Origin of the sequence: Hufsiella ginkgonis (genome assembly GCF_009834915.1) — a bacterium.
Taxonomy (GTDB): domain Bacteria; phylum Bacteroidota; class Bacteroidia; order Sphingobacteriales; family Sphingobacteriaceae; genus Hufsiella; species Hufsiella ginkgonis.
This window is the reverse complement of the sequence record NZ_WVHS01000002.1, coordinates 635,087-655,590: the sequence shown is the minus strand read 5'-3', so window position 1 is coordinate 655,590 and position 20,504 is coordinate 635,087. Positions and strand designations below refer to the sequence as shown.

General features: G+C 49.7%; 22 protein-coding genes. 10 read left to right on the top strand and 12 right to left on the bottom strand.

Annotated features, from left to right (window positions below; all coding sequences use genetic code 11):
- Window positions 1-28: 28 nt before the first annotated feature.
- The 6 genes from pbpC to trpS all read right to left on the bottom strand — a co-directional run bounded on the left by pbpC (window position 29) and on the right by trpS (window position 7,355).
- Entirely contained in the window at window positions 29-2,416 is a 2,388-nt protein-coding gene (gene pbpC, locus GS398_RS09595) for a penicillin-binding protein 1C (RefSeq protein WP_160906545.1), read from the bottom strand.
- A 7-nt stretch (window positions 2,417-2,423) separates the two neighbouring features.
- The gene (locus GS398_RS09590; protein WP_160906544.1) at window positions 2,424-3,410 is read right to left on the bottom strand and encodes a c-type cytochrome; all 987 of its coding nucleotides are present in this window, start codon (window positions 3,408-3,410) and stop codon (window positions 2,424-2,426) included.
- 70 nt (window positions 3,411-3,480) lie between these two features.
- On the bottom strand, window positions 3,481-4,803 hold the full coding sequence (locus tag GS398_RS09585) for a M23 family metallopeptidase (protein ID WP_160906543.1): 1,323 nt from the start codon (window positions 4,801-4,803) through the stop codon (window positions 3,481-3,483).
- A 73-nt stretch (window positions 4,804-4,876) separates the two neighbouring features.
- Window positions 4,877-5,629 (bottom strand): 3-deoxy-manno-octulosonate cytidylyltransferase, encoded by a 753-nt coding sequence (gene kdsB / locus GS398_RS09580; protein WP_160906542.1) that lies wholly within the window; start codon window positions 5,627-5,629, stop codon window positions 4,877-4,879.
- A 22-nt stretch (window positions 5,630-5,651) separates the two neighbouring features.
- Window positions 5,652-6,266 carry a deoxynucleoside kinase gene (locus tag GS398_RS09575; protein ID WP_160906541.1) on the bottom strand — a complete coding sequence of 205 codons (615 nt, stop codon included), beginning with the start codon at window positions 6,264-6,266 and terminating at the stop codon, window positions 5,652-5,654.
- 93 nt (window positions 6,267-6,359) lie between these two features.
- A complete protein-coding gene (trpS, locus tag GS398_RS09570) occupies window positions 6,360-7,355 on the bottom strand; it encodes a tryptophan--tRNA ligase (protein ID WP_160906540.1) in 996 nt (331 codons plus the stop codon).
- Window positions 7,356-7,395: 40 nt separating this feature from the next.
- On the opposite strand from trpS, the gene GS398_RS09565 reads away from it, so the two are divergent.
- The 6 genes from GS398_RS09565 to GS398_RS09540 all read left to right on the top strand — a co-directional run bounded on the left by GS398_RS09565 (window position 7,396) and on the right by GS398_RS09540 (window position 10,453).
- Complete coding sequence (locus tag GS398_RS09565; RefSeq protein WP_160906539.1) at window positions 7,396-8,127, top strand: lysophospholipid acyltransferase family protein; 732 nt, start codon at window positions 7,396-7,398, stop codon at window positions 8,125-8,127.
- Window positions 8,124-8,411, top strand: coding sequence for an Asp-tRNA(Asn)/Glu-tRNA(Gln) amidotransferase subunit GatC (gatC, locus tag GS398_RS09560; protein ID WP_160906538.1), 288 nt, complete (start codon window positions 8,124-8,126; stop codon window positions 8,409-8,411). Before GS398_RS09565 ends, gatC begins: the two co-directional genes overlap by 4 nt.
- 45 nt (window positions 8,412-8,456) lie before the next feature.
- A complete protein-coding gene (locus GS398_RS09555) occupies window positions 8,457-9,221 on the top strand; it encodes an ABC transporter ATP-binding protein (protein ID WP_160906537.1) in 765 nt (254 codons plus the stop codon).
- A gap of 92 nt (window positions 9,222-9,313) precedes the next feature.
- Entirely contained in the window at window positions 9,314-9,862 is a 549-nt protein-coding gene (locus GS398_RS09550; protein WP_160906536.1) for a cob(I)yrinic acid a,c-diamide adenosyltransferase, read from the top strand.
- A gap of 80 nt (window positions 9,863-9,942) precedes the next feature.
- The gene (locus GS398_RS09545) at window positions 9,943-10,164 is read left to right on the top strand and encodes a DUF2795 domain-containing protein (protein ID WP_002996718.1); all 222 of its coding nucleotides are present in this window, start codon (window positions 9,943-9,945) and stop codon (window positions 10,162-10,164) included.
- A 142-nt stretch (window positions 10,165-10,306) separates the two neighbouring features.
- Window positions 10,307-10,453, top strand: coding sequence for a lmo0937 family membrane protein (locus tag GS398_RS09540; RefSeq protein WP_160906535.1), 147 nt, complete (start codon window positions 10,307-10,309; stop codon window positions 10,451-10,453).
- Here the strand turns inward: GS398_RS09540 and GS398_RS09535 are convergent.
- Together GS398_RS09535 and queA are read right to left on the bottom strand one after the other, a co-directional pair.
- Window positions 10,450-11,163 carry a 2-C-methyl-D-erythritol 4-phosphate cytidylyltransferase gene (locus GS398_RS09535; protein ID WP_160906534.1) on the bottom strand — a complete coding sequence of 238 codons (714 nt, stop codon included), beginning with the start codon at window positions 11,161-11,163 and terminating at the stop codon, window positions 10,450-10,452. The two genes, GS398_RS09540 and GS398_RS09535, sit on opposite strands and share 4 nt — an antisense overlap.
- A 71-nt stretch (window positions 11,164-11,234) precedes the next feature.
- Window positions 11,235-12,284, bottom strand: a complete 1,050-nt coding sequence (gene queA / locus GS398_RS09530) for a tRNA preQ1(34) S-adenosylmethionine ribosyltransferase-isomerase QueA (protein ID WP_160906533.1) — start codon at window positions 12,282-12,284, stop codon at window positions 11,235-11,237.
- Window positions 12,285-12,428: 144 nt separating this feature from the next.
- Between queA and GS398_RS09525 the strand changes: the two genes are divergently transcribed.
- Window positions 12,429-13,679 carry an ABC transporter permease gene (locus GS398_RS09525; protein WP_160906532.1) on the top strand — a complete coding sequence of 417 codons (1,251 nt, stop codon included), beginning with the start codon at window positions 12,429-12,431 and terminating at the stop codon, window positions 13,677-13,679.
- 20 nt (window positions 13,680-13,699) lie between these two features.
- Here the strand turns inward: GS398_RS09525 and GS398_RS09520 are convergent, their stop codons facing one another.
- The 4 genes from GS398_RS09520 to GS398_RS09505 form a co-directional block, all read right to left on the bottom strand.
- Window positions 13,700-14,686 carry a bifunctional heptose 7-phosphate kinase/heptose 1-phosphate adenyltransferase gene (locus GS398_RS09520; protein ID WP_160906531.1) on the bottom strand — a complete coding sequence of 329 codons (987 nt, stop codon included), beginning with the start codon at window positions 14,684-14,686 and terminating at the stop codon, window positions 13,700-13,702.
- Window positions 14,661-15,881, bottom strand: coding sequence for a pyridoxal phosphate-dependent aminotransferase (locus tag GS398_RS09515; RefSeq protein WP_202406003.1), 1,221 nt, complete (start codon window positions 15,879-15,881; stop codon window positions 14,661-14,663). Before GS398_RS09515 ends, GS398_RS09520 begins: the two co-directional genes overlap by 26 nt.
- 79 nt (window positions 15,882-15,960) lie before the next feature.
- Window positions 15,961-16,755, bottom strand: coding sequence for a glycosyltransferase family A protein (locus GS398_RS09510; RefSeq protein ID WP_160906530.1), 795 nt, complete (start codon window positions 16,753-16,755; stop codon window positions 15,961-15,963).
- 29 nt (window positions 16,756-16,784) lie between these two features.
- On the bottom strand, window positions 16,785-17,621 hold the full coding sequence (locus GS398_RS09505; protein WP_160906529.1) for a polysaccharide deacetylase family protein: 837 nt from the start codon (window positions 17,619-17,621) through the stop codon (window positions 16,785-16,787).
- A 69-nt stretch (window positions 17,622-17,690) separates the two neighbouring features.
- Between GS398_RS09505 and GS398_RS09500 the strand changes: the two genes are divergently transcribed.
- The 3 genes from GS398_RS09500 to bioA are packed head-to-tail and all read left to right on the top strand — an operon-like array spanning window position 17,691 to window position 20,438.
- The gene (locus GS398_RS09500) at window positions 17,691-18,665 is read left to right on the top strand and encodes a cation diffusion facilitator family transporter (RefSeq protein WP_160906528.1); all 975 of its coding nucleotides are present in this window, start codon (window positions 17,691-17,693) and stop codon (window positions 18,663-18,665) included.
- Window positions 18,666-18,679: 14 nt separating this feature from the next.
- On the top strand, window positions 18,680-19,156 hold the full coding sequence (locus tag GS398_RS09495; protein WP_160906527.1) for an NUDIX domain-containing protein: 477 nt from the start codon (window positions 18,680-18,682) through the stop codon (window positions 19,154-19,156).
- Window positions 19,149-20,438, top strand: coding sequence for an adenosylmethionine--8-amino-7-oxononanoate transaminase (bioA, locus tag GS398_RS09490; protein WP_160906526.1), 1,290 nt, complete (start codon window positions 19,149-19,151; stop codon window positions 20,436-20,438). The genes GS398_RS09495 and bioA overlap by 8 nt, the downstream gene beginning before the upstream one ends.
- The last annotated feature ends 66 nt before the right edge of the window (window positions 20,439-20,504 follow it).

The following is a 20,504-nucleotide window of genomic DNA, read 5'->3' as shown; positions in this document are numbered from 1 at the left end:
GCAATAACAAAAATATCTGTAGAATGATTTACCTGTCTTTTTCTTTATCAAGTACCTCGAACACCTGCACCAGGCGGTTCCCTTTCTCATCGACCAATGTGATGGTGTGTTTACCGGGCGGAGGGCTGAGTGATACCTGGTGAAAATCAGTGGTTGTGGCAAGGTACTGGTCGTCGAGGTGCCAGAAGATCCGCGTATGTCGCATCCGGTGAGCCGCATTAAAGATCACGTTCCCCCGCTCGCCTGAGATCTCGATGGGGATATATACTTTGGCGTCGTTCTTCGGGTAGATCAATTCCATCTGGCGGGTGGCGCCTGCGTCCGGGCAACCGGGTTTAAACGGGGGAAGCTCCAGGTAGTCGCTATGGCGCAGCTTGTAGTAATATTCCATCGCCGGTGGCAGCACGAACCAGGGCCTGTGAATCATCGCCGAAGGCGATTCACATTCGGAGCTTACCTGGAATCTGCCCGTTTGATCCAGGTGAACCAATTGATGCCAGGGACATGACGATGTTTTTATCCCCGCAGCAGGGATATATTTTTGCTCTTTATCGGGGCAGTTCGGGCCGGCGCGATAGCCGCTTTGGCGGCAAACAGGCACTTGTACCAGGAAATCAGCCGGCCCCTCGAACCATCCGGAGGCAGGCAGCAGGTTAAATAGTTCGAACAGTACGGGTGCTGCCGTTTCAATCCCGGTTAGGCCGGGACGCCCCTCGCCATCGGCGTTGCCAACCCATACGCAAATTACATGGGAAGGAGTGAGACCGATGGCCCATCCATCGCGGAAGCCAAAACTGGTACCTGTTTTCCAGGCGACTTTCCTCGACGACGCGAATTGCTGCCATAAACCCTCTTCCCCGGGCCGCATTACTTCCTGCATGGCATTAAAGGTGAACCAGGCGGATGCGTAGTCGATACCCGCTACGCCTTGAGCTACCGGGCTGGCGGCCCTGGCCGGTTGTCGCCCGGAAATATACCGCGGCATGCGGAAATCATTGGGATCATATTTCGCGTGATTGGCTCCGTAATGATCGAGCGTCCTGGCCATGCTCGCGTAAACACCGGAAAGCTCCCACATCGATGTTTCGCAGCCTCCCAGGATGAGTGAGAGTCCGTAGAAATCCGCTGGTTTGTTTAACGACGTGATGCCCAATCTTTTTAGCTGCTGGTAAAATCGCTGATATTTATACTGCTGCAGCATTTTTACTGCCGGAATATTCAGCGAGCGGCTTAATGCCCTCGAGGCGGGGATGGCGCCGTCATATCCAAGGTCGAAGTTCCTGGGAGAATAGCCGCCGATCTGTGTAGGAATATCGGGGATCAATGCATCCGGCAGCAATTGGCCGCCCGCCAGCATCGAGGCGTAAAGCAGGGGCTTCAGGGTGCTTCCCGGGCTTCTCAGCGCAGGGATCATGTCCACATCTCCCTGCATCTCGGTATCGCCGGGAGCGGAGATATTCCCGACGTAGGCAAGTACGTTCCCGGTCTCCACTTCCACCACCAGTGCGGCAGCGTTGTTGATCCCATTTGCTTTAAACTGCTGGTGATAGCGATTAATTACCGCGTTCACTTGTCGTTGGAGATCACCATCCAGGGTGGTTTTTACCCGCGCGGAATCGCTTGAAGCGAAGTCCTTTTTAAAGCGGTCGAGCAGGTGAGGCGCTCTGCGTGGCAGGGGCAGGGGACGATCGGGAATAGGCTCTAGTTTAGCGAGTGCGGCCGTTCCCTTGTCGATCACATGTTGCCTGACCAGCTTGTCCAGCAGGCGGTTCCGTTTTAAGCGGAGCCTTTCGCGGTTGCGTCCCGGGTGGATCAGGGAGGGTGCGTTAGGAAGCACGGCCAGGGTGGCGGCTTCACCCCAGGAAAGGTTTGCGGGACCGCGTCCGAAATACCGCCACGACGCAGCATCGAGGCCGATCACGTTTGTACCGAATGGTGCGTTTGCGGCGTACAAGCCGAGGATCTCGTCTTTGGAATAGGTGAGCTCCAGCCGTACGGCAAGAATTACTTCCACCAGTTTCTGCCATAAGTTGCGCCGTTTTTGCCGGCTGAGGCGGATCACCTGCATGGTGAGGGTACTTCCGCCGCTTATTATGCGCTGTTTTCCGCTGTTCTGCCGGATGGCGCGTGCCATAGCGATCGGGTCGAACCCGGGATGGTAACGGAAACGGGTATCCTCGAAGGCGATAATACACTGCCCGAATTTGACCGGGACTTTGCCGCCCGCCTGGAACCTCCATTGGCCGTCGGCGGCGATGGAAGCCCCAAGCAGGACGCCCTTTGAGTCTTCGATCACGTAAGAATACGGTGACGTAAACAGCGGATCGGGCAGGCTGAACCAGAATGCGATAGCCAGTAATACCGCTGTTAGCAGGTACCATGTCCGCCGGCGCTTAAGATCCAGGATTTTCTTCATGAAAAGGCTACCTGCCCTTATTAACGGGTTTAAACCGCGTTACTGTGTTGTTAATGGGCTTTAGCGTTTTAAGATAAGCATAAATAGATTCCAGATCGGCAGCATCCATGCCGCTGTACATTACCCAGGGCATAATGGTTTGAAAGTCACCGGGATTTATTTTTCGGGCATGATAAGCGCTATCGGTATACATTTTAAAACGACTTACAAATTGCTCACGGGTCCAGCTGCCGATGCCGGTTTTTACGTCGGGCGTGATATTTGCAGAATAAATAGCTCCGCCGGGCAGGTTGAATTCGAACCCGCCGGCAAATTCCATTCCTTTGATTTTTTGTCCTTTTTCCTGTTTGGTGTGGCACTCGCCGCAGCCGGCCGCATTTACCAGGTAGCCGCCATATTGCACGGTGTCTGTTTTGGGCGGCATTTTCGCGAAAGAGGCTTTGGCAGGAATGGTATTAATGATGAAATTCATCGGGAAATCGGGGTTTGAGGTACCCGGTTCATTGTTTTTTGCCGGCAATGAGCGGATGTATGCAATGATCGAGTAAACGTCTTCCTGGTCCATCCTCCCGAAGCCGAGGTAGGGCATCACCGGGAAAAGCGCGTGCCCGTCTTTGCTCACGCCTGTGGTGATGGCGCGAAGCAATTCGCCGTCCGTCCAGCTGCCCAGGTGCTGTGGCGTTATGTTGGGCGCATAAAAAGTACCCGGGAATCCCATAGATTGATCGAACTTCTCGCCGCCGGCGCCAATGGTTGTAGTATCAAGCGGGGCTGCGAAGGTGTCCCACTGGCGTGACGAATGGCAGTCGATACACACTGTAATGTGGTTGGCCAGGTATTTTCCGCGTTCCAATCGTTGGGGGGTAGCGGTTATTTTTAACGAAGGCGCGTCTCCAACATTGGGGAGTGCTGTTTTAACGAAGCCGAGCAGTGCGCCAACAATCACAAATATCCCGATGAGGATATAGATGACAATCTTTCCTGATTTTTGCATAAACACCAGATACAGGTTTAAGGCTATTAGTTATAAAGATTGTAAATTTTTTTCGGAATAAACCCGGATATTACCGGGCGGCGCGGTGGATCCATCCCCGCAGTTCACCCGATATCACATATTCGAACGTGTTGAAAATACCCGCTACCTGGACCGGATCACCGGCTTTAAGAACCGACATCCTGGCCGCTGAAGTATCCGGCCGGTCGAACAGCGGCACGGCGTTTTTTAAGTTGTATTTCCGGATTGCTGCGGTACCGGGCGTAATCGCCGAGCCTGCTACATAACCTGTCCGGCCATCCGGCAGCGTAACTGTGTAGCGGTTCCCCGAAGCTGCTTCCAGTCTCAGCAGGGTATTCACCGGGAGTTCCTGCGGCTGTGTCATCTCCGCCGCAGGCGTGGAGAATGTGACCTTCCTGTTTAACCGCGCAGTTTTACCCAATTGCGAAGAGGGAACGCCGATGGCGGGCGGCTCCCTGATCAGCGGATCGATAAACGGGAAGGGATCTACCGCGCCTGAATTGGTGTAAATGCCAAAATGAAGGTGCGGAGGTGTGTTCACGGCATTACCGGTATTCCCCATCAGCCCAAGGGTATCGCCCTGTTTCACCAGTTGCCCGTCGCCCACCAACTGCGAATCCAGGTGCGCGTAATACAGCGTGTATCGCTTTTCCGAGGGACGCATAAAAACGACCTTTCCGCCCAGGTTATTGATGGTAACATGGCTTACCATCCCATCCGCGGCTGCGATAACGGGCGTACGGAAGGAGGAGAAGATATCCACGCCTTCATGTTTCCGGGCGCCTGCATCGCGCTCAACGCCCCAAAAGCTTTGCACCTGGTTCCGGTTGGCCCGCTTTAACGGGAAACCGATCGATGGCCCGGCAGTGATCGTTAAGGTGTATTCGCCGCCACGCAGCAGCTCCGGCTGCAGGGTGAGCACATACCCGAGATCATCTTCGATCTCGTATTCCAGGATGGTTTTACCCGTATCTGCAGCGGCGAGGTGTTTCGGAGGATTTCCGTCGCCGGCGCCCCGCCAGAGATCAAGGTAAATGCTGAAGTTGGACACCGGCTTTTTCTCCAGGCTGATCAATATTTTTTGTCCGCGCTTTGCGCTGAAGGAGAACCCGGTCGCCTGCGCCCTTTCGGCGGAGAAGTACCCGGCTTCTTTATAGGGGAGGGTGATCGGAAGGGGGCTTGCGAGGCTTTTTGCGGCGGCGTCGAACCAGGCACGGCCCAACGCGGTTTCGTGGAGGCCCGCATCAGTAAGCCGCTGACCATACAGGTCACGAGGGCTTTTTTTGTTAAACAAGCCGCCCTGGCCGGTAGTGCCGCAACTATACAGGCAGGCCACCGCCAGGAGACTGACGATATAGAATAGCGGCTGCATGAATTTTACCTGCATAGGCGAACACTGATCATATTTTAACTGGAAGAGAAGGCAAAAGTTTGCCAACCGGCGGCTAAATATTCTTCATAATGTCCAGGTTCACCAGGATACGCTGAAGGTCTTCAGGCGTATCTACCGCCAGGGTCTCGAGCTCGGTAATGGCTACGCGGATGGGGAATCCATTTTCAATCCACCGTAGCTGCTCAAGTGCTTCTGCTTTTTCAAGCGGGGAAACGGGGAGCCTGGTGATCGCTTTTAACGCCTCCGCCCGGTAACCGTAAATGCCGATATGCTTGTAGTAGGCGTGTTTCAGGTGCCAGCTTTCCTGTTCCTGCCCCCGAAGGTAAGGAATAGGCGCGCGGCTGAAATAGATCGCGTTGGAAACATGGTTTAGCACCACTTTGGGGCTATTGGGATTCAATAACTCATCGGTAGAGGAGATCTTTTTGGCAAGCGTGGCCAGTTGCGTACCGGGGTCGGCAAAACAGGTGCAAAGCAGGTCGATCTGCCGCGGGTCAATAAAAGGTTCGTCGCCCTGGATGTTCACCACCGTATCAAACGCCGGTAGTTCCCCGAGCACTTCCGCGCAACGGTCGGTACCGCTCTGGTGAACGGGAGACGTAAGGATGGCGCGACCGCCAAAGTCGTGTACGTGCTGCAGTATCCGTTCATCATCCGTGGCTACCACCACTTCAGCAAGGCCGGTAGATTTTGATGCTTGCTCGTATACACGCCTGATCATGCTTTTGCCCAGGATATCCGCCAGCGGCTTTCCCGGGAACCTTGTAGAAGCATAACGTGCGGGTATAATTCCGAGTGTCTTCATGTTTGACGTGACGCGTATAACCTCAAAACAATCCGTGCATTTCCCGCTCGATCGATTGGATAATAAATCCGAGATCTTCGGGGTTGTTGGCAAAATCGAGCTTATCCTTGTCAAGCACCAGCAGTTTTCCCTCCTTGTATCCGTCGATCCATTTTTTGTATTTATCGTTCAGCTTGGATAGGTAATCCAGCCGGATGCCGGCCTCGTATTCGCGTCCGCGCCGCTGGATATTGTTCACCAGCGTAGGCACGGATGCGCGAAGGTAGATCAGCAAGTCGGGCGGTTTGATGAACGAGGTTATATTTTCGAATATCGAGCGGTAGTTCTCGTAGTCGCGGCTGGTCATCAGTCCCATTTCATGCAGGTTTTCTGCGAAAATATAGGCATCCTCGTAAATGGTACGGTCCTGTACAATATTATGCAGCTGTTTCTGGATTTCCACGATCTGCTGAAAACGGCTGTTCAGGAAATAGATCTGCAGGTTGAAGCTCCAGCGTTTCATGTCGCTGTAAAAGTCTTCCAGGTAGGGGTTATGATCTACCGCTTCGTATTGCGGTTCCCATCCGAGGTGCTTGGAAAGTAATTGTGTGAGCGTTGTTTTTCCGGCACCGATGTTACCGACAATGGCGATGTGCATATTTTAGGTATCAGTTGTCAGTTATCAGTTATCAGTTATCAGTTATCAGTTGTCAGTTGTCAGTTGTCAGCTGGAATTGCAAGTCAATATAGGTTAAAAATTTTTAAATCCGATGATCTCGCGTACGTCGCGGATAGTTTTCGAAGCACTTTCACGCGCTTTTACGGCGCCATAACGGGCAACTTCGCGGAGGTAGGTTGTGTTTTCGGCGATCTCGCGGATGCGTTCGCGCACGGGCGCCGTAGCCAGGACCATGTCTTCGGCCAGTTGTTTTTTCAGGTCGCCGTAGCGGATCCGGCAGGTGTTATAAGCGCTTTCAAAATGATCGCAGGTTTCTTGCGCGGAAACTACCTTCATCAGGTCGAACAGGTTTTGAACGGCTTCGGGTTTAACTGAATTGTTTTCCACGGGGCCTGCGTCTGTTACCGCGCGCATCACCTTTTTACGGATGATCTCCGGGGTGTCCGACAGGAAAACCGCATTTGCTTCACCTTCCGATTTTCCCATTTTTCCCTTACCGTCAAGCCCGGGGATCTTAACGAGCTTACTGGTGAAGTTAAATGCGTAAGGTTCGGGGAAATAATCCGTTTTATAGAGCCTGTTAAAGCGGTTTGCAAAGGTGCGCGACATTTCCAGGTGTTGCTCTTGGTCTTTTCCTACCGGCACTTTAACCGCGCGGTGGATAAGGATATCAGCCGCCATCAGTACCGGGTAAGTAAGCAGGCCGGCGTTCACATTATCTGGTTGCGCACGGACCTTGTCTTTAAAAGAAGTGCTGCGCTCCAGTTCGCCCAGGTAAGCGTTCATGTTCAGGTACAGGTAAAGTTCGGATACTTCGGGAATATCCGACTGTACGAAGATCGTTGCCTTTTCCGGGTCGATACCAGCCGCCAGGTATTCGATCAATACCTGTTTAACATTCCCGTGAAGATTCGCGGGAGTGGGATGGGTGGTTAGTGAATGATAGTCGGCGATAAAGAAAAAGCAACGGTATTCATCCTGCATTTTCACAAAGTTTTTAACCGCTCCGTAATAATTTCCCAGGTGTAATTTTCCGGTACTCCGGATGCCGCTGACAACAGTTTCCATACATCGGCGAAAGTAAGTATTTTTTATATTTTTGAGAGCTATGAAGCGATTTTTGAAAAGGGTGCACTTTTATGCCAGCGCGATCAGCCTGATGTTTTTTTTTATCTTGCTGTATCCGTGGCTTTATTATTATTCGAGGAAGCCCGAACGATATGATCGCTTAAATCGCGTCCGCCGTATTTTCGGTTTCCTGAGCTCGGCCGCCGTCGGGATCTTTTACAAATACCGCTACGAAAAGCAAATAGACTGGTCGCAATGTTACATCGTTTGCCCCAACCATACCTCGAACCTCGATATTACTGGCATGGCTTGTTTAATTCCGGGCAATTATGCCTTCCTTGGAAAGGATACACTGCTGAAAAACCCTGTTACCGCGATATTTTTCAAGACGATCGACATTCCTTTTAACCGTGACAGCAAAATCTCGTCGTTCAGGGCATTCAAGCGGGCGGGAGAGTACCTGCAGCAAGGGATCAGCCTGGTGATCTTCCCGGAAGGAAAGATTCCCGAACATTTTCCGCCTTCGCTGGATCCGTTTAAGAACGGCCCGTTCCGCCTGGCTATTGAACTGAATATACCGATTTTGCCGGTGACTATCACCGATGCCTGGAAAAAAGTGTGGGACGATGGCAAGACCTATGGCTCGCGACCGGGAATTTGCGATATTTGCGTACATAAGCCGATCTTTACGACTGGTTTAACCGTAGATGATGCCGATGCATTGCGCGATCGCGTACACAACATTATCGACACCGAGTTTAAGAAGAAATGAATATAGACCATAATACCATTAACCGGATCGCCCACCTGGCACGCCTTGAAGTAAATGAATCCGAAAAGGAAGCGCTATTGGAGGATATGAATAATATTCTTAGTTTCATGGACAAGCTGAATGAACTGGATACAACGGGTGTCGAGCCGCTTATTTACCTCACCGACGAAGTGAACGTTTACCGCGACGATGTAGTGAAGCAGGAAATCACCGTTGCAGACGCCCTGCGTAACGCACCCACGCAGGATGGTAAATATTTCAAGGTCGCTAAAGTGATCCGGTAAGAGTTGTAACAAACCAATACGCCCCAGCGTCTAAACCCAAAAAAAATGCCTAAGCAGACCGAAAACCTTATCACTATCAAAGAAATCGGGCGTAAATATGTCATCGGGTCAGAAACGATCCACGCGCTGAAATCCGTGAGCCTTACCATACAAAAAGGAGAATTCGTGGCCCTGATGGGTCCTTCCGGTTCCGGGAAATCAACCCTGATGAATATCCTTGGCTGCCTGGATACGCCTACCAAGGGGGAGTATACGCTGAATGGCATTAACGTGAGCCAGATGTCTGAAAATGAGCTCGCCGAAGTGAGGAACAAAGAGATCGGCTTCGTTTTCCAGACATTTAACCTGCTTCCGCGCTCTTCCTCCCTGGATAACGTGGCGCTGCCGCTGGTATATTCGGGTGTAAAAAAATCCGACCGCGAGGCACGTGCTCAAAAAGCCCTCGAGAACGTGGGTCTCGGCAATCGCGTGGAGCATAAGCCAAATGAGCTTTCAGGCGGACAACGTCAGCGTGTCGCGGTGGCCCGTGCACTTATCAACGACCCTTCAATTATCCTGGCTGATGAGCCTACGGGTAACCTCGATACCAAAACCTCGGTAGAGATCATGGGCTTGCTCGAAGAGATCCACTCCAAGGGAAATACCATCATCCTTGTAACACATGAGGAAGACATCGCCCAGCATGCTCACCGCATTGTGCGTATGCGCGATGGGCTGATCGAAAATGACTACTTAAACGAAAATATTAAAACAGTTTCCCCGCGTCTCGAAAATATCAAAGCAAAGGGCGATGATTTTGAGAATATTTAATTAGCAGTTACCGTCGGGCAGTTGCCGGTAATCAGTTCCTGTATGCCGGGGATGACTGACGATCGTTTACTGACAACTGATTACTGACACCCATGAAGATCTATACCCGGACCGGCGATAAAGGCTACACCTCCCTTATTGGCGGCGTACGTGTTCCGAAATACGACCTGCGGATCGAAAGTTACGGAACCGTCGACGAACTGAACGCCTATATAGGCCTGATCCGCGACCAGGATATCGCTCCATCTTATAAGTTGTTGCTTAAGGAAGTGCAGGACAGGCTGTTTGTGATCGGTTCTTCGCTGGCTTCCGCGCCCGGGAAATCGAAGATGAAGCTCCCGGAGCTCAATAGTGCCGACATTACGAAGCTGGAAAATGAGATGGATGAGATGGGCCTGGTGCTTCCTGAGCTCCGGCATTTCGTCCTCCCGGGAGGCAATACCACCGTATCGTATTGCCACCTGGCCAGGGTAGTTTGCCGCAGGGCGGAACGTATAACAGTACACCTGGCCGAAACGGAGGAAGTAGATGAGGAGGTGATAATTTACCTGAACAGGCTCAGCGATTACCTGTTCGTGTTAGCCAGGAAGCTTTGTTTTGATAGCGGAATCTCTGAAAATCAGTGGCTTCCGGTCATCTGAAAATCCTGTTAAAAACTTTTTTATAATCTTATTTTTTTTATTATACTTTTGCGGAAAATCTAAATATAAATTCTAAGAATATGTACTGGACATTAGAATTGGCATCGCATCTTGAAGATGCACCCTGGCCGGCAACCAAAGATGAACTGATTGACTACGCGATTCGTTCCGGAGCTCCTGTGGAAGTGATTGAAAATTTACAGGCGCTGGAGGATGATGGTGAGCCTTACGAAAACATCGAGGAGATTTGGCCGGATTATCCTACCAAAGACGACTTCTTCTTTAATGAAGACGAATACTAAACTGAAGCCCTGGAAAGGGCTTTTTTATTTTAAGCAATATTACTTGTGGAGAAAATTTTTGTGAGGAACTAAAAACAAATGACCTGTTTTACGTATTACTGTAATTAATTCATCTAATCTAGCTACTTAAAAAAATAAAATCATGGGAAATTTACTTTATGTCATCGCTGTGGTTCTGGTAATCATCTGGGCAATCAGCTTCCTGGGGAATTTTTATACTGGTGGAATTATCCACGTTCTCCTGGTTATTGCAATTGTTGCAGTATTGCTTAGAGTGATCAGGGGTTAACCCGGTATGCTAATGATTGAATCCGGCGCCTGAGCCGGATTTTTTTTTGCCAATAGCCATTCGGCGATCAGCAGGTCACCTGGGAAGGTGATCTTGAGATTGTCGGGGTCGCCCTCGACCAGGTTAATGGCGATGCCGGATTTCTCTACTACCGAAGCATCGTCGGTAAACTCGGGGCTGAAGGCCTGTGTATAAGCTGCCTTTAAAATCCCGGAACGAAATGTTTGCGGCGTTTGTACCAGGAATATGTTCTTCCGGTCGAGCGCTACCGAATGGCCATCGGCGTTAACCTGCCTTATCGAATCCTTGCTTGGGATCGCTACGATGGCGTTGCCCCCTTCTTCGGCAATACGGAAAGTATTGCTGATGATCTTATTGCTGATAACTGGCCTGACTGCATCGTGTATGGCGATCACGGATTCTTCTGTGATCGTTTCCAGGGCGTTTTTAACGGAATGAAAACGTTGCTCGCCGCCGGCCACGAGGGTAACAGGGACCGTAAACCCGGCTTGCATGCATAGCCTAGACCAATAGTCATGATGCCCGGAAGGCAAAACCAGCAAAATACCTGGCCGGAAATCAGAATAATAGAACGCTTCGATCGTGTGCATGAGCACCGGTTTCCCCGCAACCTGCAAAAATTGTTTCGGGATTTCGGAGCCCATGCGGCTTCCGGATCCGCCTGCAACGATAATGGCGTAGTATTTCATGGGCCGGTTTAACAGGAAACTGGTTACTGGCTACTGATTACTCATGGCTAATGATTACTCATTCCTGATGGCTAAATGATCAGCATCGCATCACCATAGCTATAAAAGCGATATTTCTCTTTTACGGCTACTTCATATGCACGCATTACGTGCTCATATCCGCCGAAGGCGCTAACCATCATCAGCAGCGTTGATTCGGGTGTGTGAAAGTTAGTGATCATGCTGTTCGCAATACTGAACTCGTAGGGCGGGAAGATAAATTTGCTGGTCCAGTCGTTTGCCGTTTTTAACGTACGATTTGCAGATACAGCAGATTCGATGGCGCGCATGCTGGTGGTGCCCACTGCACAGATCCTGTGTTTGTTATCGAGTGCCTTGTTTACGATGTCAGCGTCTTTTTGCCGGATGATGAACTGCTCGGAATCCATCTTATGTTTGGTCAGATCTTCTACTTCCACCGCCCGGAATGTACCGAGACCCACGTGGAGGGTTACTTCAGCAAACTCTACGCCCTTTAATTCAAGGCGTTTCATCAGCTCGCGGCTGAAGTGTAAACCGGCAGTAGGAGCGGCCACAGCACCTTCTACAGACGCGAAAATAGTCTGGTAACGCTCTTTGTCCTCCGCGGTGGCTTTTCTTTTAATGTATTTAGGAAGTGGTGTTTCGCCTAGGATCTCGATGTTGCGGCGGAATTCTTCATCCGTACCGTCGAACAGGAACCGGATCGTACGGCCGCGGGAGGTGGTATTGTCTACAACTTCAGCAACCAACAGGTCGTCGTCGCCGAAATATAGTTTATTGCCCACGCGGATCTTCCGTGCCGGATCTACCAGGACGTCCCACAGGCGGAGCTCATTGTTTAGCTCACGAAGCAGGAAAACCTCGATGGTGGCGCCGGTTTTTTCCTTATTACCGTACATGCGCGCAGGGAAAACCTTGGTATTGTTCAGGATCATCACGTCGTTCTCGTCGAAATAACCAAGAATATCCTTGAAGATTTTATGCTCAATGGCTCCTGTTTTACGATCGAGAACGAGCAAACGAGCTTCGTCACGTGCGTCTGCGGGCTTATGAGCAATTAAGGACTCCGGAAGATCGAACTTGAACTGGGATAATTTCATACGTATAGCTTATTGAATTTCAGGGCGCAAATTTAAAAAAAAATTATCGTTAATTTAGTAAGTATAAAATGCTGATTTTGTTTGCCTTTAAACTGTTTTACACAACTACCTGTAACGTTTTTAAGTACCTTTGGTCTAAGCATTATGATCTTATTTCTCAAACTTTTCCTGGAGAGCATCAGCTTCGCGTTCGATGCGTTGCGGCAGAATAAATTACGCGCATTTTTGTCGTTGATCGGGATTACCATCGGGATCATGACAATTATCGGTGTGTTTTCTGCGGTAGACACATTAAGGAACAACCTCCAGGCGAGTGTGGATAAACTGGGCAGTAACACCATTTACGTTCAAAAATGGCCGTGGATCTTCGATAGCGGTTTTCCATGGTGGAAATATATGAACAGGCCCAGCCCGCAATTAAAGGATTATGAACGGCTGGTAGAGCGTATAGAAGGCGCTGAAGGGGTAGCCTTCGAGATCGGGATGGGCGGCCGCATGGTTAAATATAAAAGCAACAGTGTTGAGGGCGCACAGCTTTCTGCCGCTTCGCATGATTACTATAAAACGCGGACCGTTGAGTTCCAGGACGGCAGGTATTTCACCGAGTCGGAATCCAGGGCTGGAAGCCCTGTTGCCATTATAGGCAGCGATATCGCCGATGGTTTGTTCCCCAACGCCGCACCATTGGGCAAGGTGATCAATGTGCTAGGCCGGAAAGTGACCGTGATCGGCGTATTTCAACGCGAAGGGGAGGACATGCTGGATGTCTCTCCGGATAAAACCATTTTACTCCCGTTGAATTTCGTGCGCGGCGTGATTGATATCAAGAGCGACCGGTACGGCCCCCAGATCACCGTAAAGGGCAAAGAAAACGTTTCGGTAGAAGAACTCGAGAGCGAGCTTAAAGGCCTTATGCGGTCTATTCGCAGGCTGAACCCAAAAGAGGATGATGATTTTTCGTTAAATAAAACAACGATGCTGACCGCTCAGCTCGACGTAATGTTCGGGATCGTTAATATTGCCGGGTTGTTTATCGGCGGGTTGTCCGTACTCGTTGGCGGTTTTGGCATTGCCAACATCATGTTCGTTTCTGTAAAGGAGCGTACCAACATCATCGGTATTCAAAAATCGCTTGGCGCGAAGAACTATTTTATCATGTTCCAGTTCCTGATCGAAGCCATCCTATTGTGCCTGATGGGAGGGGTGATAGGTCTTGGAATGGTTTACCTGCTGGCGTTCATTACCAAGCTGGCTGCCGACATAACAATTGTAGTCGACTTTGGGAAAGTGATCATCACCTTTATAACGTGCACGCTGATCGGCCTCCTTTCAGGATTTATCCCTGCATTTATGGCGGCGAGATTAGACCCGGTGGAGGCGATCCGCAGTAAGTAAGCGAAGTTTTCGTTCTTGAATTAATGGTTACCCAGAATCTTACTGGCTTCCGCCTGTAAATGCTCCTTGTCGATTGGCACCACGCCGGTGTGCTCACATACCAAGCCGCCCGCAAGATTGGCGATGGCGGCAGCCGTAAATTCGTCAGCGCCGGCAGCCAGGCAGCAGGTAGCGGTGGCAATAACGGTGTCGCCCGCTCCAGATACATCCGAAATATCACGCACATGAGCCGGCAAGAGGCGTTTATCTGTTTTGGAGCTCATATACACCCCGGCTTCAGAGAGTGTGACCATCACAAGCGATGCGTTTAACGTCTTTTGCAGTTTAGTTACCGCAGCCTCGAGCTGTTGGTGATCGCCGGGAACTATTTCCATCTTGAGCCCTTCTCTCAACTCTTTAAGGTTAGGTTTAAAGAGCGTAACATTATGGTAATCAAGGAAGTTTCGTTTTTTAGGATCAACCACCGTAATAATATTACGCTGGTTGCCTAACGTTACAATCTCATGGATCATTTCCGGCGAGATGACGCCTTTATCGTAATCTTCGAATATGATGGCATCCACCCGGCGTTTATCGAGCAGCGCAATGATCTTATTGGTAAGTGCCCGTGAATCGGCTTCCTGCAATTGCTTTTCTGTCTCAGAATCGATACGTACAATTTGTTGGCCCTGGGCGATCACACGTGTTTTCACCGTCGTAGGTCTCCCGGTAACCTGGATAATTCCTTCGTCAGAAAGTTGTTTGCCGCGGATGATGTCCAGGATCTCGTCTCCGGCGGTATCATCGCCAATGGCCGTACAAACCAGCGGAGTTGCACCGAGTGCCATTACGTTAAGGACTACGTTCGCCGCGCCTCCCAGTCGCGATTCTTTCTTTTTTACGGACACCACAGGCACGGGAGCTTCCGGAGATATACGATCGACGTTTCCCCAGAGGTAAGTGTCGAGCATCACATCGCCGACTACAAGGATGGTGAGGTCATTAAATTGCCGGAACAGCTTTTTCATTCTTCAATCCTTCCAGTGCAAATTTTATACGTTTAACGGCTTCGACCAGTTTATCATCGGCCGCTGCGTATGAAATGCGGATAGAGGCAGGATCTCCGAAGGAATCGCCGCTTACGGTGGCCACGTGGCCCACATTTAGCAGGTAAAGTGCAAGATCGCCGGCATTTTTTATTACGTCGCCATCAGTCGTAATGCTGCCAAAAAAGGAACTTACATCCGGGAAGAAGTAAAATGCACCATCCGGGAGATTCACTTTCACGCCCTGGATCTCTTTCAGGAGGCCGTAAACAAGGTCGCGGCGACGCAGAAAAACCTCTCTCATTTCCTTAATAGTATCCAGTCCGCCTTCGTATGCGGCAACGCCTGCTTTCTGGGTGATCGAACAGGTGCCGGAAGTGATCTGGCTCTGGAGTTTATCGCAGGCTGCGGCAATTTCCTTGCTGCTGGCAGAGTAACCGATACGCCAGCCTGTCATCGCGTACGCTTTTGATAGCCCGTTGATGATGATAACACGGTCTTTTACGCTTTCAAATTCGGCGATAGAAACGTGTTTGTCGAGAAAGTTGATGTGCTCGTAGATCTCGTCGGAGATGATAAAGATATCAGGATGTTTTTCGAATACTTTTACCAATGCGGCCAATTCCTCGCGGCTATAAACGGCCCCCGTAGGATTGTTTGGCGACGAGAACATGAAAAGCTTTGTTTGTGGCGTGATCACTGCCTCCAGTTCGGCAGGAGTGATCTTGAAATCCGTATCGATGCTGGTGTTGATAAATACCGATTTTCCTTCTGCGAGCTTTACCAATTCTGAATAAGAAACCCAATAAGGAGTTGGGATCACCACTTCATCTCCAGGATTCACCAGGCAAAGAATGGCATTGGCCAACGATTGTTTCGCGCCGGTGGATACCACGATCTGGTCGAATTCATAATCAAGGTTATTTTCACGTTTTAGCTTGGCAGCGATGGATTTTCTCAGTTCGGGGTACCCAGCAACCGGTGTATAGTAGGAAAAGTTTTTGTCAATGGCTTCTTTTGCAGCGTCTTTCACGAAATCCGGGGTAAAAAAATCAGTTTCTCCCAGGCTGAGGCTGATCACATCCACGCCTTTTGCCGCCAGCTCGCGACCAAGCTTAGCCATTTTTATGGTAGCGGATTCGTCGAGGTTATTTATTCTGTCTGATAAAATTGCCATATGCTTTTTATAAAAATGCAAATATATAAACAACGACCTAAACGCTGAATAAATTTCACTTTTTCGAAAAAGCGGCTAACTAGTAGTAAAGAGCTGAGATCAGTGTCAGTTTAAACAGGATATCGTAGTTATATCGTACCTGCCGGTAAGCGTTTCGAACGAATGCCAATACCGGGTTGTCATGCGATCTCCAGCTTTCCCGCCGCATGGTACTTCTCTCGCTGGGGGTGTTCACGTGTTTAAATAAGGTTTTAAAACCGTTGTAAAGCACCGCTTTTCCCTTGTTCTTAATAAAAGAGATACACATGTAATACTCTGTTCGGTCGCCGGTGAGGCCTTCGCGGTATCTCCCGAACTTTTCAAAGAAGGTACTTCTTCGCAGGTGCGGATTGTCGCTGTAAGCGTAGATCTTGTGGTAGTCGAGCGCAAAGATAGGTACCAGTAATTTCGAGAAACCTTTTTTGAAGTTCTTCATATAAGGAAACCTGAAATTCGCGAAATACCTTACCAGGTCAAGGTCCTGGTCGGCATTAAATAAGGCAACAGAATCTGCCAGCACCGTTGCGAAACGGCCGGAGGGGATAAAATCCTCCTGTACATATAAAGTAAACGGTGTTTTTACGGCATCTTGCCCTTTATTGATGTTGTAGCCAAGTCCCCCGTTCACTTCCGTGCCCACTAAGGTAAAATTGTACACCGCGGCGAGATCGGTCAGTTTTTGAAAATGTTCCTGGCTGCTCCCGTCGTCGGATACGATTATCCCGGCGAATCCCAGTCCATGCATCTTCATGGCCGATAATAGCCGTTCGAGCGAGCTGCTGCGGTTATAATGCGTTACCAGGAGCGTAATATTTTCGAAGGTATGCGCTGTCATTCTGCTATATATACCTGCTATTGCCGCTTTTAGTTTTTATTTGTTCCGGCCAGTTTGTCCTTCACCGATTTCAGGAAGTCTTTTAACTGTGTGTGCCGGAAGACAGACCATCTTAATTTTGCAATAACTTTTTCTTCTATGCTGCTATAACCTGTTGTTACTTTGGTGGCGAATAATTCAAGCGTGTCCGACAGGTTTACGCCCACCCGCGGGATCCTTCTCAGGTCGGAGCTGTTTTTGGCAAATCCCGGATGCACTGAAAAGCCTGCCTCAAAACCGGTTTTCGTCAGCGTGTTTAATACCAGCGTGCTGTATTTTCCATAGGGAAAGGCATAATGTATGACTTTACGCGATAAATGTTGTGCCAATTCATCCTTACAGCAAACGATCTCATTCATCAAATCTCCGTATGATAGTGCATTGTGCGCGAAGTGCCGGTGTCCATGCGCCTGGATGTCCCAGCATGTGTTTTCCATGATGCGCAGTTCTTCCCATGTCAGCGGCCTGTCACCGGGTGGATATGATATTTCCCCTGCAAGCGGTAAACTGTTAACGTTACTTCCCACTACCGCCGTTGTTAAAAAAAGCGTCGCTCTAAAGTTATAAGCCTGTAAGATAGGTGTTACGTGTTTAAGCAGGGAGAAGTAACCGTCATCGAAGGTAATTGTTACAAACTTGCCGTCTGCCTGGTTGTTTCTTATCCGTTCAAGTAATTGGGGGGTGGTGAGTGTCCGGTAGCCGTTTTCGGCTAACCAGCTCATTTGCTCGCGGAAAGATTCAACACTTACATGTACCGGATGTATCCCTGGCCCTGCATGATCTGCGACCGCATGGTAGGTTAACACAGGGATCCCTTGTTTTTTCATGATTGTGTCGTAAACAATTATATACGATTATAAGAATAGATTAGCTTTGCACTTGTTTTAAACAGTAGTTTGCATTCACCGAAAAAAATTATTCTTCTTTCCCTAGTCGTCAGCGCCTTGCTGATGCTGGGAAAATTCGGCGCTTACATGATCACTTCCTCCAATGCCATCCTTACCGATGCAGCGGAGAGCATCGTGAACGTGCTTGCCAGCGCTTTCGCCTTTTATAGTATTTACCTTTCGGCACAGCCGAGGGATGTAAATCACCCTTACGGGCATGGTAAGGTAGAGTTCTTTTCCATGTTTGTAGAGGGTGCGCTGATCCTTACCGCCGGGATACTGGTGATATTTAAGTCTGTGTATAATTTGTTCTACCCGGAAGCGGTTAAAGACCTGATGGATGGCGCGTTGATCATAGCTTTCACGGGTGTCATTAACTTTGTTTTGGGATATTTTCTCGTCAAAGAAAGTAAAAAATATCACTCCTTTACGTTATATGCCGACGGTAAGCACCTCCAAACCGATGCTTACAGCAGCTTAGGTCTCGTTATCGGCCTGTTGCTGATCGTTGTTACTAAGATAAATTACCTCGATAGCGTCATTTCCATCGGGTTGGGCGTGTATATAATTTTTAACGGCTATAAGCTGGTCCGGAGGTCCGTGGCAGGGCTAATGGATGAATCGGACTTCGAGAAAGTGACGAGCCTGGTGAATGTGTTGAATGCCAACCGGCACGATGCCTGGATAGACGTGCATAACCTGCGCACACAGCAATACGGGCATGAGCTTCATATAGATTGCCATGTAACGTTGCCCTATTACCTTGACCTGAACCACGTTCACGAAGAGATTTCGCAGATCGATGCCGTAGTGAACGAGAAGAGCAGTATCAGGACGGAGTTTTTTATTCATGCCGACCCATGTCTGCCGGCTTGTTGCCATTATTGCAGGGTGAAAGGCTGCCCTGTACGAAGCGAGGAACAAAGGCTGGATATTGTGTGGACAATGAATAACGTAACGCGTAACCACAAACATTTTGAATAAACCGACGAGCTGTTATGTATCTTTTTAACGTAAGGGTGTACGGCCTGCTGATCAACCGTTTCAACCAGGTGCTTATCAGCGATGAAGAAGAATATGGAGTTCGTTTCAGCAAGTTCCCGGGCGGAGGACTCGAATACGGGGAGGGGTTGGCCGATGGCCTCAAACGCGAGTTTATGGAGGAATGCCAGGCGGATATCGAGGTGCTCCGTCACTTTTACACAACGGATTTTTTTGTGAAATCGGCATTTAATGAAAGCCAGATCATCAGCGTATACTACCTGGTGCGCCCCTTGCATGAATTAAACCTCAATTTCAAGGATAAGATATTTGACTTTGACGGTACGGGCGATATTTTGCAGGCGTTTCGCTGGCGACCGATCCCGGAGCTGTGCGGCGATGACGCCACCTTCCCAACCGACCAACGGGTGATCGAACTCCTGCAGGAAAGCTTTAACCTGGGCAGTTTACCAAATTATATTGATCATGAATGAATTTGAACGGTCCCGTTCGTCGTTAGTAAGCCGCGACCAGTCCGTTATCTGGCACCCGTACACCCAAATGAAAACGGCGCTTCCGCCTATTCCTATCGTTAAAGGGAGCGGCGTTTACCTGGAAGATGAACTTGGAAACCGGTATATCGACGCCGTATCATCGTGGTGGGTAAATATCCATGGACATTCACATCCATACATTGCGGCCAGGGTAGCAGAACAGCTGCACACGTTGGAGCATGTTATTTTTGCCGGGTTTACACATCCGGGTGCGGTTGCGCTGGCAGAGCGTTTGATAGGCATATTACCTTCCGGGCAGCAAAAGATCTTTTATTCGGATAACGGCTCTACCGCGGTGGAAGTGGCGCTTAAAATGTGCTTCCAGTTTTGGGCCAACCAGGGTGAGCAGCGCACCAGGGTGATCGCGCTTAAAAATTCGTATCATGGCGATACGTTCGGGGCGATGGCCGTGAGCGCCCGCAGTGCGTTTACCGGTCCGTTTGACCGGCTGCTGTTCGGGGTTGACCATATAGATGCACCCAATGGCGAAAATCTCGCGGCAATCCGTAAGCAGGTAACCGCCTTGAAAGGAAAGGCTGCAGCCCTGATCTTCGAGCCCCTGGTACAAGGGGCAGGAGGAATGCTGATGCACGACCCGGGACACCTGGATGAACTGGTTGCCATCTGCAAAGAAAACGACATCCTGGTAATAGCTGATGAAGTGATGACGGGGTTCGGCCGTACCGGCAAGCTTTTTGCCATGGAGCACCTTGTGAACCGCGCCGATATTATGTGTCTCTCAAAAGGGCTGACCGGCGGAACGATGGCATTGGGCGTCACTTCTTGCACCGATCGCATTTATCGCGCTTTTCTCTCGGATGATAAGCTCAAAACGCTGTTCCACGGGCATTCTTTTACTGCCAACCCGGTAGCCTGCGCATCCGCGCTCGCCAGCCTTGATATCCTGCAAGAGGAAGAAACGCGCAGTAACATTAAACTGGTTGTGGAAAAACACGGGTCGTTTAAGGAGAAGATCAACGGTCACCCTAAGCTTAAGGAAGTGCGCCATACCGGGACTATCCTTGCGCTTGAATGGGAAACCGGCGGCGATACCTCTTATTTTAATAGTTTAAGAGACGAACTGTACAATTTCTTCCTGGGCGAAGGCATCATACTTCGTCCCCTCGGAAATATTATTTATGTGATGCCTCCTTATTGTATTAATGAAAAGGAGCTGGACTATATTTACACCAAAATCGAAGAGGCACTGGCCCGGTTTTAACAATAGTTATCAACATTTACTTTATGGAGCTTAAATCGATCCTTCAACCAATTGTAAATAATCCTG

What these genes read in the sequence shown, in the direction of transcription:
- bioA (WP_160906526.1), top strand. Translation starts at nt 19,149, where the DNA reads ATGAATGAATTTGAACGGTCCCGTTCGTCGTTAGTAAGCCGCGACCAG.
- GS398_RS09525 (WP_160906532.1), top strand. Translation starts at nt 12,429, where the DNA reads ATGATCTTATTTCTCAAACTTTTCCTGGAGAGCATCAGCTTCGCGTTC.
- gatC (WP_160906538.1), top strand. Translation starts at nt 8,124, where the DNA reads ATGAATATAGACCATAATACCATTAACCGGATCGCCCACCTGGCACGC.
- GS398_RS09535 (WP_160906534.1), bottom strand. Translation starts at nt 11,163, where the DNA reads ATGAAATACTACGCCATTATCGTTGCAGGCGGATCCGGAAGCCGCATG.
- GS398_RS09550 (WP_160906536.1), top strand. Translation starts at nt 9,314, where the DNA reads ATGAAGATCTATACCCGGACCGGCGATAAAGGCTACACCTCCCTTATT.
- GS398_RS09565 (WP_160906539.1), top strand. Translation starts at nt 7,396, where the DNA reads ATGAAGCGATTTTTGAAAAGGGTGCACTTTTATGCCAGCGCGATCAGC.
- GS398_RS09515 (WP_202406003.1), bottom strand. Translation starts at nt 15,881, where the DNA reads ATGGCAATTTTATCAGACAGAATAAATAACCTCGACGAATCCGCTACC.
- GS398_RS09495 (WP_160906527.1), top strand. Translation starts at nt 18,680, where the DNA reads ATGTATCTTTTTAACGTAAGGGTGTACGGCCTGCTGATCAACCGTTTC.
- GS398_RS09505 (WP_160906529.1), bottom strand. Translation starts at nt 17,621, where the DNA reads ATGAAAAAACAAGGGATCCCTGTGTTAACCTACCATGCGGTCGCAGAT.
- GS398_RS09585 (WP_160906543.1), bottom strand. Translation starts at nt 4,803, where the DNA reads ATGCAGCCGCTATTCTATATCGTCAGTCTCCTGGCGGTGGCCTGCCTG.
- GS398_RS09590 (WP_160906544.1), bottom strand. Translation starts at nt 3,410, where the DNA reads ATGCAAAAATCAGGAAAGATTGTCATCTATATCCTCATCGGGATATTT.
- GS398_RS09575 (WP_160906541.1), bottom strand. Translation starts at nt 6,266, where the DNA reads ATGCACATCGCCATTGTCGGTAACATCGGTGCCGGAAAAACAACGCTC.
- GS398_RS09540 (WP_160906535.1), top strand. Translation starts at nt 10,307, where the DNA reads ATGGGAAATTTACTTTATGTCATCGCTGTGGTTCTGGTAATCATCTGG.
- GS398_RS09545 (WP_002996718.1), top strand. Translation starts at nt 9,943, where the DNA reads ATGTACTGGACATTAGAATTGGCATCGCATCTTGAAGATGCACCCTGG.
- GS398_RS09510 (WP_160906530.1), bottom strand. Translation starts at nt 16,755, where the DNA reads ATGACAGCGCATACCTTCGAAAATATTACGCTCCTGGTAACGCATTAT.
- queA (WP_160906533.1), bottom strand. Translation starts at nt 12,284, where the DNA reads ATGAAATTATCCCAGTTCAAGTTCGATCTTCCGGAGTCCTTAATTGCT.
- GS398_RS09555 (WP_160906537.1), top strand. Translation starts at nt 8,457, where the DNA reads ATGCCTAAGCAGACCGAAAACCTTATCACTATCAAAGAAATCGGGCGT.
- kdsB (WP_160906542.1), bottom strand. Translation starts at nt 5,629, where the DNA reads ATGAAGACACTCGGAATTATACCCGCACGTTATGCTTCTACAAGGTTC.
- pbpC (WP_160906545.1), bottom strand. Translation starts at nt 2,416, where the DNA reads ATGAAGAAAATCCTGGATCTTAAGCGCCGGCGGACATGGTACCTGCTA.
- trpS (WP_160906540.1), bottom strand. Translation starts at nt 7,355, where the DNA reads ATGGAAACTGTTGTCAGCGGCATCCGGAGTACCGGAAAATTACACCTG.
- GS398_RS09520 (WP_160906531.1), bottom strand. Translation starts at nt 14,686, where the DNA reads ATGAAAAAGCTGTTCCGGCAATTTAATGACCTCACCATCCTTGTAGTC.